Below are 13,012 nucleotides of genomic sequence, written 5' to 3'. Positions count from 1 at the left end.
TAAACGCCCGAAACTGCTTGGCTTGAAGTCGTTTTAGGAAATCGTTTCGAGGCCGGGCTGTTCTGACTGGCTTATACCTAGCTGTCGGGACATGTCATTCAGGCGACTGAGGCGATCTATCATGGCTACGGTTTCCGGCAGATCCAAATACTCCAATACATTGGCCCAGCGGTGCACCCAGTCGTGCCTTTGCAGCGAATTCGCGAAGTTTATTTTCCGCCTACGGTGTTGTTCAGCTGGGTTGTCCAGCAACGCCAGAAGGCTTTCCAAGGCCTCGTCCGAGTCTTCAGGCAAACGGAACACTGCTTCGGGCCAATCAAAGTACTGATAGTAGTCAGGTGTTTCTGGGGCGTATCCAACCTGAACTGCACCGCCCGCCATTCCTTCGATTTGTCGGGGCCCCCATGCGAGATGTCCTGAGCATTGGTCCTTGTGGCCAAATTTTGCGATGTCTACTACGAAAAGTTTACTGTGTTGGATGATACTGGCCAGTAGTTCGCGGTGCGCGGATTGCTGCTCGGTGACCGGAGGTTTTGTCGCCGTGTCGTACAGGTAGAAGCCGCCACGGGCTTTCATTGCTTTTACCAGCTTCTCATGCAGCTCTGGACGCCTTCTACCCATTGAATAGACGTCAACAGGCCTTTCAACACGTGACGCAGCCGGTGCAAATCGCACCATGTCTACAGCTGCAGGCATTTGGATAACGGGCTTACCCGTCAAGCGGTGCAGTAGTTCGCAAGTTTCAGCAAACGCGCAGGTTATCAGATCAAATTCGGACAAGGATTTAATCAAAGGGGAATAAAGAGCGACGTCAGCAGCCCAGACCTCTTCGAGAACGCAGATTGCTACACCCGTTCTTTCGCGCCAATTCGGGATGGCATCCAAGGCAAGCAGCTCAATTGGTTTTTGAACATTGCAAACAAAGACATCATAGTCTTTTTCAAGCCGTGTCTTCGGCACGCCAGATGTCCAATATTTGAAAAGACCCGTATGTTTAGACAGCCATCTTTTGGGATTAACCTGAACGCGCGTTTGTTGGGCGCGGGCTGGCATCAAGATATCCGCGCCCTCGACCTGAGCGACCACATCTTCGAATTCGTACCCAGAGCAGCGTGAAATACCTGTGTTCAACTTGCGTTGAGAGAAAATCAAGACATCTCGTCGGGCTTGTTTGAAATTCATAGAACTCGTCAACCTAATACTCCTACTAAACACAAAATTAACAAATCTCTCACCCGTCCGAAACGACGCTCAATGACGAGTGATCATCCAGACTGTACCGCAGGCAGCAATGGGTTTCAGGCATAAGTGAAACCACTTGAAGCATTGTGCAGCCCGAGGGCAGGTGGCACTAAAGTGATTTATATCGCACCCAATCACCGGGATGCGCGCCACGACCAATACCCAGCCGGTGTCTGTCTCCATTCTGCCCCGACACATCGTCCCGAGCGCCATTTTTTTCTTCCCAAGTCGCCCACGGACGGTTCCCGCTTTTCCACATTTCTTCTAACCGTCTTTTGTCTGCTAGGTGGTCCATGCAGTACCAGAAACCGGAATGGCGATAGGCCATCAATTCGCCCAGCTCCATCAATTTAGGAAGAGGCCCCTCTTCCCACATGATGTCGTCGCCATTGACGCTTGCAACCGCGTCGAAAACTTCGGGTTCGAGCACGAAGAAGCCGCCATTGATCCAGTCAGTCGCTACTTCTGGTTTTTCCATGAAACCTTCCACAAGCCCATCTTCGCGCACCTGAAGGTGACCGAAGGTCGTTAGCGGCCGGACCATGGTTATGGTTGCCAGTTTGCCATGAGATTTGTGGAAAGCCAATAACGCGTCCAGATCAACATTCGAAACCCCGTCGCCGTAAGTCAACATGAACGTGTCATTGCCAAGATAAGGTTGCAAACGGGCCAGCCGACCCCCGGTCATCGTTTCGGTGCCCGTGTCAATAAGATCGACAGTCCAGGGCGGCATCTGGGTGTCTATGGCCGAATTCCGATACTCTGGCTCGCCAAACAGTTCGCGCTTGGCGAAATCGACGCGCAGATTTCCGTCATGCTGACAAAGATCCGATATGTACTGTTTAATCAGATCGCCCATGTACCCCAGGGCCAGTACGAAATCGTGATGCCCATAGGTCGAGTAGTGCTGCATGATGTGCCATAAAATCGGGCGGTTCGCGATCTCAACCAGTGGTTTGGGACGAACCCGTGTTTCTTCGATTAGGCGCGAGCCCTTGCCGCCTGCAAAAATAGCTGTTTTCATGTGGGTCTCCCACCGAATAGGAACTCGTTAAGGCTTAAAAAGATAATGCCTAAATTCCATACCACTCAGCCGTAGCTGTCAATCTCGCTTGGATCCAAATATTGCTGAAATGGTTGTCGTTAAAGAAACGGTCGCAGAAAATCGCAGGTTTTGGTCCGCCCACATAAACCGAAACTAATGCGCGGCGGCATAGTTCGCCCGCGCCGAGGCCCTTAGCGCTTTCGCGACAAGGTTCATCTTTGTGGTGTATGCAACGAAGAAAATCCAGCTGGCGCTCATCCTTTCCATCACCATGCTCTCAGTGATGTTTGAGAAGATGAACACCATCCCCAAAATGAAAACGAAGACTATGGGTTCACGGTCCGGGATGAAGCGTAGCCCATAAAACATCGAGAAGAAAAAGCGAAACAACCCTAGAAGCAAAAGAGAAATTCCCACAATGCCCACATTAAGAAATGTTTCAAGCAACCCATTGTGGGAATAGTGGGGCAGGAAGCCCAAATTGGCCTTGCTCGAATACACACTCAGGTGCGAAGCATTTTCATACCAGTGGGCGGCATATCCGTAGCCGACCCAGAACCGATCCATAATATTGGGCCAGACCAATTCCCAAATTGGAATCCGGGCCGACAACGTGGGCTTTCGTCCGATCAGTGAAAACAGAGGCTCTGCAAGTGTCGAGGCAAGTACAAATGCGACCATGCCTACAAAGATCATTGAGAACAGTATGTATCCTATGCCCCAAATTGTCTCCATTCGAGGCATAATTTTGCTAACATACAGCGCTGTCACAGAGAACAGGGCGATGATCTGAGATGACCGTGATTCTGAGGCAATCAATAGGAATAGTCCCAAAATTGCCGTCGCAACAAAGACAGTCTTTAGTTTGCCAGTGAATTGTCCAGATGCATAGGAACACGTTAGCAACGCGAACATCCCCGCAGTTCCCAGGCCGTTCTTATGCAGGAAAATCCCGTTCCATGTATTCCCCCACGGTGGAATGCCTCGTGCTTGGGGCAAGGCTATGATGGCCACCATAGCCAGCAAAATCACGATGCCATAGAATGTCGCCAAAAACAAAAGCAATCCCCGTAAGGACATAACACTGGCCAGCACTAGTCCAAGCGCGGTTGTTACGACCAATGGAACCGCGCGCTCGAAAGAATGTCTGGGAAAGTCGCTCCAAAGCACTGAAAAAAATGCAAAAATAACTAGCAGTGTGATTTCGGGGGATGAAACCGCACCGCGGATAAGGTGCCGAAAATACAATAGGGTGATCGTAAGTACAGGAACTAGCAGTAGAACTCCGATCTTGTTTGCGATGCCTTTCTGCCAGAACACGATTGCCAGAAAGTGAGTGCCAATCACCACCAGAACACACAGGCAAAAAGCAAGCACAAGGTGGTTAAACGATGTTCCTGCGTGATATTGATACGGTAAGCTGCGGGTAACAGGTTTCATGGCAAAAACTGGTCGATGAAAGAGACGTTCACAAAAAAGGATCACTCAGCAGAAGAGGGCTGCTGAAGCCACAAAACCGTACAAAGATGGCGGACGCTTGTCTACAAGCACCGCTTCGCTGCACGGTCGTAGGCTCAGATATCGTTCCCATAGACAATAGTGACCAGTTAATCCCAAATGTAAGATTAAAAACTCGGATGTTATACACTCAGATCACGCATAGGGCATTGCGACGAACGGTCCGCGTTTGTCGTTCACGATTACCGGTCCAACGATTTGTGCCGATTCAATTCTCCTGGTTGCTCCGAAATGGGCGATTGTATCTAGCTATGTTTAAAGTTTTTTTCTTGTAAGGCGTTCTGAAATGACCTGGTTTTTTGTCCCTCGAGTTCTGTCTGCGGTTTTTGCGATAGCCATTTTGATGGTTATGACGAAAGTTTTGGGCCCGGCAGAGTTTGGACGATACAACTTAACACTTTTGGTCGGAACGATCCTGTTTTCATTTTCGTTTTTGTGGCTGGTTATTGCGATCGCCCGGTTTCATCACGCCAAGGAGTTTGAGGGTAGGACAATTGCCACCGTTATGGGGGCATCGGTTGTGCTGGCATTTATTCTTGTAGTTTTGTCCAGCCTCGTAACGCTGGTTTTGCCCGGAGAATGGGTCGAAAACCTAAAATTTGCGGCGATTTTTTGTATCAGCCACGGGATGCATGAGCTTGGGGCAGCTTGCCTGCGCCAGTATCACGAAGGTCCAAAATATGCTGCGGTGACTTTGTTGCGACACGCACTAGGAGTCGCGCTGGCGGTTGGCTTTATCCTGAACGGAGGGGGCTACGAAAGTGCCGTGATTGGAATGTCGATTGGGGCTGCTGTGACCGGAGGTTACGCCTTGCTCATCGCGTTTCGGCGTTCAGGCATCGTTGTTCCCAAATTAGCCGAATTGAAAACATACCTCTCATTCGGCTTCCCTTTGGCCATTGTGTCCTCCAGCGCGACATTCTTCGCGATGTTTTCTCAGTCGATATTGGCGATTTTGGCGGGGATGGAGTCGGTTGGATACTTCGCCGCTGCACAATCCCTTGCGGCACGGACACTTCGCCTGCCAATGGGAACGCTGTCACGTGTGATTGGCCCATCGGTCTTCGAGGCCCAAGAAGTTCAGGGGAAAGCCTCGTCAGATGCGGTTCTCTACCGGTACTTCTCGTTTTTGATGCTGATCTCAATGCCGATCCTTGCCGTGTTGATATTTTCGGCGGACGTTTTTGCCAATCTTCTGTTCGAGCCTGCCTTTGCAGACCAGACCGCCGGATACATTCGTATCCTGACACTCTCATCATTTGTGTTTGGACTACAGGGTGCCTACCTTAGTTTCGCGTTTACACGATCAAAGAAGACGGTCCTGCAGTTGATTATCTCGGTGACAACGCTGCTTGGTCATGCGGCGATATCGTATCTGTTCATATATTGGCTGGGCGCGAAAGGAGCGGCATATGCATTTCTTGTGAGTGCAATTCTGAGCTTTCTGGTCTATTTTCAATACGGGCGCCGGATTGACCGTATCAGCATCCCGTTGGCAGAATTTGGCAAAGCACTTGCGGGCTTAGTTGCATTTGCGCCCTTAGGGTTGTGGGCGAACGCATCGACGGGCTTGATGCAGCAATTTGCGATCTTGGCCCTTGGCCTGACGATAATGTTCGTTGCATTACTGTGTGTCGGCCAGACCGCCGCATTGGCGGTCGTGCGAAAGCTAAAGCGGCGCTTGCTGATCGGTGGATTTCCTTCGTCCAAGTAGCTCAATCCCAGCGACAGGTGGACACCCTAAAGCAGACTGGGTGTTGCAATTCTGGCATATTTTTGCCGAGTGGATTTGGTTTCTTCGTCAGACCTGTCGTAGTCAGGGCGCGTCAATACTATGTAGGCGATCGATGGTAATCGAGTGCGTGTCGCCTTGCTGTGTTCGACCAAAAAGACGTCGCGACAGCAACAACACTGGGGTTGCCTTAAAAAGACCACAAATTGGACTGAGCATCGATAAGTACCGGCTAAATGACAAACACTGAGAGCAAACACTGAACATGGTCATTGTTTACTTACTGTCCGGACCTTTGGTCGCCGCATTGTGTTTTGTGGCGTTCATCCTCAACGGCATGGGGGTCAGCTCAGCTTTGCTTTTTGGTTTTTTGATCGGGATGTGCACGCCTCTTCTGATCATGGGGCTCAAGGTCTTGTGGGGAAGCAAGCTACGCTTGAAACTTGCAGGTAAGCTCCCTTTGAAATCCGGTAGCTAGTCAAAATTGCCGGAACGTGCCGACTTGGTGGTGAATTCACATTTATTTGCCGCCTCGTCCCTGCTGCTTTAGGAGATAGCAACGCAGGGAAGGGCATGGTGGACCTGTGAACAATTTTTGTGCGATTGCGTATTCGCGGGCTCAGCCTCAGCAACAAAAAAGTTGTTTCACGTTGCCTTTAGTGCGATGCTCGTCGCCAGGGCAATTCCGGTACGGTTTTTTGTGCGAATCGGATTAATAACTATGGGTGGGTGGCTGTTTAAGGCGGTTACAGGTCCAAGTCTATTGAGTAGAAAATAGTTAGGCAGCAGCGTTCTGGCCTCATTTTAGGTCACAGCGTTATTTGGCCATTCGCGAGTTATTAGTGTGGGGACGTCGCTGTCCTGCGTGTTAGGGGGTTAATATGAGTGATATTCCCGGTTCGTTTAGATTTGAAGAACCTAGAATTTATAATAAAAATCAGACATCTAGCGTAAAGAGTGATGTCAGCCAAAGGCTAAAGGGCTTCTACGCGTTGAAAGGTAAGCGCCTGCTTGATCTTGCGCTGGTATTGATCGGCGCTCCTTTTGTTTTGCCGCTCATGCTTGCCATTGGATTTTTGGTTAGGCTTGATGGCGGTCCTGCAATCTACCGCCAGAAACGAATTGGTATCGGTGGTGACGAATTTGATTTCCTGAAATTCCGCTCGATGGTCGAAGACGCGGATGAAATTATGCGGCAACATTTGGCTGAAAATGAATCTGCTGTTGTCGAATGGGAAACAAAGCAGAAGCTGGACAACGATCCCCGCATTACAAAATTTGGCCGTTTTATTAGAGCGACGTCTTTGGATGAGCTGCCTCAACTTTGGAATGTCTTGATCGGCGACATGAGCCTTGTTGGCCCGCGGCCGATGATGCCGGAGCAGCGGAAGTTGTATCCGGGCGGGGATTACACCCTGATGAAGCCAGGAATTACCGGTCCATGGCAGGTGTCCGAACGCAACGATGTCGAGTTTGCTCATCGCGCAATCTTCGACAGTGAGTATGTGCGAAAAGTCGGCTTCTGGTTCGACCTTAAGATTTTGTTTCGAACCATTGGTGTGGTGTGCAACGGAACAGGACAGTGAATTCGGAGCCCTTGACTGAGCTTATTTTGGCTTAATGGGTGAGAAGATTAAGTAGCAAAGGTGGTTTGGGATGCTTGAACCGATCCGGTACTTGTCGAAGCTATTCACAGCATGCGCACTTGGTTTGTCCTGCCTTATGCTAGCCACAGCGGCGATGGCGGACTTTGACCTTGAACCAGGAGATCAAGTCAGCGTTTCGCTAACGGGGCTGGATGACCTGTCCTTTGACGCCACAATAGACGCTCATGGCGATGTAAACCTGAAATGGCTGGGGCAATTTCGTGCGCAAGGGCTATCTCTGGAGAGACTGGAACTGCTCGTCCGGCAAGATGCCGCAGGTAAAATCGTCAAACAGTACGACCTTAACGGCGACATCTACATAATCCAGCTCGCTGGTGATGAGATTGAGATTGCTCGAAATGGATACCGGCCCATCATAATCGGCGGCGACGTCGCTCGAACCGGCGAAATAGACTACAGACCAGCAATAACCGTGCGCGAGGCTGTCGCCTTGGCGGGTGGGGTCCGCAGCATGTTGCTGGCCGATGATGTGACAATCGACCCAATCCAGTTGCTGCGCTGGCAGACTGCGTATGGTCAGGCTGCCCTGCAACATGCGCAAGCGCTTGTCCAATCTTGGCGCAGCTCGAGTGAACTCGCACAGGACATGGATCTTGAGCCGCCAGTTCCCGAGTCCGTCACAGTATCGCCTAGTGTTCTGGCCGAATTGATCGCTGAGCAAATCAGGATCCGCAGTATCAACCAGGAAAACGAGGCCGGTGAACGCGAGTTCTTTGAAGATGCGAGACAGCAGGCGGCCGAGAGAGTCAGAATTCTGGAAGAGCAAATAACTGAACTGGCGAAGGCGTTGGAAGCTGATGAAGAAGAAGAGGCTCGCGTGGTCAGTTTGGTCGACAAAGGATTAGCACCCGGATCGCGGCTCGCGGATACGCGTCGTACAACGGTGTTGTCCGCGACGCGCCTGCTGGAAGTTGAAGAAGATCTGGCGGGAACCAGTCTCATTTTGACCCGGCTAATCCGCGATGAGGAACAATTCGAACAAGAACGGACGTTGAGATTGCTGCAAGAGCGCCGGGTTGCAAGCCTATCCGTACGCGACGCCAAGCATCAATTGGACACAATTTCGAAATACTTGGCAGGTGCATCCAATGAGATTGGAACGGAAAGCCTCATAACCGATATCGACTATACGGTCACAATTTTTCGAACCGAAGACGGCCAGCTTCAGCAACTTGTCGCAGACAAACTGACGCAATTGCGACCGGGTGACAGTCTGGAGATTTCTGTTCAGGAAATCACCGAAGATGCGCCACTTACCGAGTGAGCGTAGCGAGATTCTGGCTACGTAATGCCCCATAGAACGTGAGTTAGTAGATCATCAAATCCAAATTTTATGAGTTCAAAGTTGACGAGTTAAGTTTATGCATTTGTGTACAATTCCTCCTGCGTATTTTGGCCCGAGAGTTCAGCAACCCGGTGCCCCAATTTGTTGGACTGACGTTCGGATAAACCTGACGGGTATGCGACGTCATACGGCAGTAGGCGTCTGAAATGGGTTATGAAACAAACATGAGTGCGACGATCAGGTCTCGGCGCGGACCCGATTTTCTGTGCATCGGGATGCCAAAATGCGGTACATCGACCCTGCAGGTTCTATTTAAGGAACGTACCGAGATTTACGTGTCACCTGTAAAAGAAATCAAATTTTTTGCGCACAATAAAATCGGCTACGATGGGGGTCTCAGGAACTTTCTGTTCTCGAAACACTGGGCGGCCCGTCAAGAGCGCCGCGCAGTTGCTCAGATAGCCAAACAAGTTGCAACAGGGAAAGAGGATCTAAAGCGCTTAAACTGGGCTGTCAGTTTTGCTACCGCTCAGCGGGACCTGGACTGGTATCTTAACCTTTTTCCAAAGAACCGAATAAGCGGTGACATCTCGCCTTGTTACCATATGCTTGACGACGACGAGGTTCAAAACCTCAAAAAACATTTACCGAACTTGAAAATAGTGATCCTTCTGCGAAACCCTTTTGAGCAATTGTGGTCGCATTGTCGAATGTCCACTCGTGCTGTCAGAATCGATGATGAGGTCGCATTTTACAGGGAAAAAGTCGAGTATCAGATGAATATTTGCCGGCGCTATGTCGATCTGGTTGAAAGGTGGCAGAACGCCTATGGCCGCGATAATGTGATTATAGATTACTTGGAAAGCCTGAGCGCGGACCCGGCGGAAGTACTTAGCCGCATTGTCAGCTTCGTTGACCCGGCGAAGGGTGCTGTGAAGCGGATCGCGGCAGTCGACGCACCGCCTAGGGTTTTTAAGGGTAAGAAGATGTTTATGCCCGATGAAACTCGTGAAATGCTGCGGGATGCTGCCCTGCAACGGCTGGAAGGCTTCGAGCGCATCAATGAGGAATGGCGTCGACGGTGGCATTCCGAGATCAGACAACAGTTCGCAAATTAGTGTGCTGATTGGCGAGCGCCAGATCTTTCGCTAACCATATCAAAAAACTTTAGTGAACTGCGTGCCCAGCAATACCATTAAATGCGATTACCCAAGAATTGGATCCCCGTAGAGCTTGACGCGTTTCATGTCTACGCGTGTAGCGACTAAGGCTGAGGGTCGTACACCGGCGTTCTCAAGTTCACGCATGGCTTGAAGGATGGACTTTCGCCGCGTGTCGTTCCATCGAACAAACAGGATCACTCGATCAGAGAGCTGCGATAGATAGCCTGATTCCACTGCGCTCAACAGCGGCGGCGTATCCAGAAGGATGGTATTGTAGGTTCCGGAAAGTGAACGGAGTAGGCTAACAAAAGCTGTAGAACACAGAAAGTCCTCCACGGACTTTATTTGACCTTCGTTCTCTTGGGCACCGATCAAGGGAAGGATGTCCAGACCATCCTGAGGTGTTCCAACGATATAGTTTTCCAGTGAAAGAGGATGAGTTGTCGCAAGTTTCAGCGACTCTGCTGTCATCTGAGACAGGTCGCGATAAGTGGACGTTAATGTATCACAATCGATGATTAGCGTTCGATATCCTGCTTGCGCACACACCGATCCGATCAGAAGAAGAGTTGAGGTATTTCCCTCATCTGGCAAAGCCGCTGCACCAGATAAGATAGTACATCCTTCTTCGGCGACCCGCTTTCTATGCTTGTTGTCCGAGTTTTTGGCAAATAAATCGGCCGACTGCGGTGTCGCAGTTTCGTCATCGGGTCGCATTGTTCGCAGGCCGATGGCGCTGCTGGCCAAAAGTTTTCGGCCGTAGTGCATCAACGTCGGATCAAGCTTTCCGTTGTTCATAAAGAAAGTTTCGAACGGCGGTTCGTTTTTGACCTCCGGAATGATCGCCGAAAGCTTTACTCCCGTTGTGTTCTCCAATTCAAACGTGGTTCTCAGGCGTTTTTGCAGCAGTTCGCGAACCACGGTAAAACCGAGGCCCAAGAAGATAACTGCAAACATGGTCGTTAGAGCGACGGACGACCTCTTGGGGGCAGATGGGTCAACGGACACGCGAGCCCGTTCAATAATATGGGCTCCCGCATCAAGGTAATTCCTTTGCTCGGCTCTGCGACCAAGTTGGGCAACAAAGTCCCTGTAGATTGTCTCAACGACAAGGATCTCATTTTCTATCCTCTTCGTGATCGAAGCGTGCTGGACCTGACGCACCTGCTGTTCCTTGAAGGTTTCAATGCTCTTTTCGAGGGTTACCTTCTGGCCGTTGAGGACCTCTAGTTTGGTTTCCAGAGCCTTGACTCCGGTGTCCAGCACTTCGGCCTGTTCCTCCGGTGTGTCCATTGCTTCAGAGGGGAATATCAAACCGACTTCGGAAGCAAAATAAATGGCTTCCTGTGTTTTTCCCTCGTTGATCAGGTTTTGAATGGTACTGAGGTGCCCGTCCTGCGCGACGATCTCTGCGTCAACCAGCTGCGCCCGTTTCTCTGATTTGATGCGTTGCGCTTTGATCGTTGCATATTCCTCAGGCGAGAACGGCGTCTCGATCGAATGCGACTCCAGTTCGGAGCTTAGAACATTAAGATCCTCGCGAATCTGGTTAATCCGTGTCGACAACCATTGCTGTGCCTGGTCAAGGTCATCGCGCTTCATTCGCGTAAGAACAGTCAAGTATTCAGAGGCCAGGTAGTTTGCGATACTTGCTGCTTTTTGCGGGGACTTTGAAGTGACGCTAATCCTGTAAACCGCTGATATCTCCCCGATCTGCTCTACCTGCCTGGATTCAAGAAGTTTTTCAACAGTTGCCGCGCGCTGAATTTCACGCAGTTCCTCGGGTTCTAGATCGCCTGCCGCACCATTGTCTCCGCCGATCGCGTTCACAATCACATCTTTCAAGCTGCGGGCCCACGAGATTGGGTTTAGGGAAAACCCAGCTTCCGCGCCCGAAAACTCGGGGTCGTCTTGCAATTGCAGACGATCAACAACGCTTTCGATGATGTCGGTGGAGCGCAGCAGTTCAAGCTCACTCTCCAAAGAGGTCAATGACAATGGAAGTCCGGACACTTGCGTCGTGAACTGCGTCTCGGTTTGGACGCGGGTGTCGATCATCACCTTCGCACTCGAGGTGTATTTGGTATCGGAAGTGTAGGTCAGAACATAGGCGGCAAACGCGACTGCAAAGGCTGCCAGGAAAATCCAACCGATCGAGCGTCTGATCGCCCAAGCAATACTCGAAATCACTCGCAGTTCAGGGTCTCCTGCCGGAGCAACGCCTAAACCGGAAAGCTCTGCGTCCAAAACTTTTCGGTACTGATCAGTCATAACAATAAACAATCTCAAACAACGATAACTGGACAATAAGGGTTTACGGGCGACGGCAACAGAAAAAACTGTATTTACCAAAAACAATGTATCGGAATCGCTCATATTGAAGCCAAAATCGAAAAGTGCCGGCTTTGATTGCTGACCTTGTCAGCGCATCCAAGATCAATACGGGATCAGAGAGCAATTTTAGTTTCAAAAAAAATGCGGTCTTTGATAGTGTTGCTCAAGTTAGAAGTATTTGTACTATTTGTTTTGAGAGTGAGTAACGATGGAGCGAGTTCTGAAGATGCGCTTGCCACATGTGATTGTAAGTGGGATGCCAGTTGCGCTTGTCAGCGATACCGAACTTAGCTCAGCGATGGTCGAAGATGTCAAACGCCGGCGAAGCGGTGAGGCTCAACGCGCATTGACTGTTTTCGATGCTAATGCATACGGTATCTCGCTGTACGAAAAGGACCCGCAATTTGCCAAGGCAATTAATTCTGCGGACATAGTGCATGCGGATGGTCAGATCGTTGTCTGGGCTTCCAAATTTGCGCGAGGTTCGAAGCCAATACCAGAGCGCACGGCGACAACAGATTTCATCCACACAGCAGCCGGACCTGCCGTTAAGCATGATATCAGTTACTATCTGTTGGGTGGCACGGAAGAGATCAACCGTTCCTGCGCTGAAAAGCTGATTGAGCTTCATCCTGGCTTGACCATAGCAGGTCGGAGGAACGGCTATTTTGACGAGTCTGAAGTTGACGCGGTTGTCGCTGACATCAATGACAGTAAGGCCGATGTTCTTTGGGTTGGGTTGGGTAAGCCAAAGGAGCAACTCTTTTCACTCGAAATTACGCCTCGTCTGGAGCATTGCGCTTGGATCGTGACATGCGGCGGTTGCTTTCATTATGTGGTCGGAGATTATGCGCGCGCGCCTGTTTGGATGCAAAAAATCGGATTGGAATGGCTTCACCGTACCGCGACTGGCCCCGGTCACATTCGAAAGAGGCATTTTCGCAGGTACCCCCATACGATCAGCGTGGTTCTTAAGAAAGATATTTTGAAGTTAAAGTGAATTGTTAAAAAGGCTCGGGGCTTTTT

At 50.4% G+C, this 13,012-nt stretch carries 9 protein-coding genes; 5 read left to right on the top strand and 4 right to left on the bottom strand.

Annotated features, from left to right (window positions below):
* Positions 1-33: 33 nt before the first annotated feature.
* The 3 genes from AC2FJE_RS05155 to AC2FJE_RS05145 all read right to left on the bottom strand — a co-directional run bounded on the left by AC2FJE_RS05155 (position 34) and on the right by AC2FJE_RS05145 (position 3,727).
* On the bottom strand, positions 34-1,182 hold the full coding sequence (locus AC2FJE_RS05155; RefSeq protein ID WP_496755425.1) for a glycosyltransferase family protein: 1,149 nt from the start codon (positions 1,180-1,182) through the stop codon (positions 34-36).
* A gap of 169 nt (positions 1,183-1,351) precedes the next feature.
* On the bottom strand, positions 1,352-2,266 hold the full coding sequence (locus AC2FJE_RS05150; RefSeq protein ID WP_282170098.1) for a sugar phosphate nucleotidyltransferase: 915 nt from the start codon (positions 2,264-2,266) through the stop codon (positions 1,352-1,354).
* A gap of 174 nt (positions 2,267-2,440) precedes the next feature.
* A complete protein-coding gene (locus tag AC2FJE_RS05145; protein ID WP_496755423.1) occupies positions 2,441-3,727 on the bottom strand; it encodes an O-antigen ligase family protein in 1,287 nt (428 codons plus the stop codon).
* 364 nt (positions 3,728-4,091) lie between these two features.
* Here AC2FJE_RS05145 and AC2FJE_RS05140 point away from each other — a divergent pair, with 364 nt between their 5' ends.
* The 4 genes from AC2FJE_RS05140 (at position 4,092) to AC2FJE_RS05125 (ending at position 9,607) form a co-directional block, all read left to right on the top strand.
* On the top strand, positions 4,092-5,519 hold the full coding sequence (locus AC2FJE_RS05140) for an oligosaccharide flippase family protein (RefSeq protein WP_496760714.1): 1,428 nt from the start codon (positions 4,092-4,094) through the stop codon (positions 5,517-5,519).
* Between the two features lie 899 nt (positions 5,520-6,418).
* Complete coding sequence (locus tag AC2FJE_RS05135) at positions 6,419-7,123, top strand: sugar transferase (protein ID WP_282170102.1); 705 nt, start codon at positions 6,419-6,421, stop codon at positions 7,121-7,123.
* A gap of 70 nt (positions 7,124-7,193) precedes the next feature.
* Positions 7,194-8,468, top strand: coding sequence for a polysaccharide biosynthesis/export family protein (locus AC2FJE_RS05130; protein ID WP_282170103.1), 1,275 nt, complete (start codon positions 7,194-7,196; stop codon positions 8,466-8,468).
* Positions 8,469-8,695: 227 nt separating this feature from the next.
* Positions 8,696-9,607: a sulfotransferase gene (locus tag AC2FJE_RS05125; RefSeq protein ID WP_496760713.1), complete on the top strand. Its 912-nt coding sequence runs from the start codon at positions 8,696-8,698 to the stop codon at positions 9,605-9,607.
* An 87-nt stretch (positions 9,608-9,694) separates the two neighbouring features.
* Here the strand turns inward: AC2FJE_RS05125 and AC2FJE_RS05120 are convergent, their stop codons facing one another.
* The gene (locus AC2FJE_RS05120; protein WP_496697386.1) at positions 9,695-12,028 is read right to left on the bottom strand and encodes an exopolysaccharide transport family protein; all 2,334 of its coding nucleotides are present in this window, start codon (positions 12,026-12,028) and stop codon (positions 9,695-9,697) included.
* Between the two features lie 166 nt (positions 12,029-12,194).
* Here AC2FJE_RS05120 and AC2FJE_RS05115 point away from each other — a divergent pair, with 166 nt between their 5' ends.
* Positions 12,195-12,986 carry a WecB/TagA/CpsF family glycosyltransferase gene (locus AC2FJE_RS05115; RefSeq protein WP_282170106.1) on the top strand — a complete coding sequence of 264 codons (792 nt, stop codon included), beginning with the start codon at positions 12,195-12,197 and terminating at the stop codon, positions 12,984-12,986.
* Positions 12,987-13,012 lie beyond the last annotated feature (26 nt).

The sequence above is a fragment of the Ruegeria sp. CDSC002 genome (genome assembly GCF_059610905.1).
The sequence above is the reverse complement of the archived record's forward strand: the minus strand, read 5'-3'. Positions and strand labels throughout refer to the sequence as shown.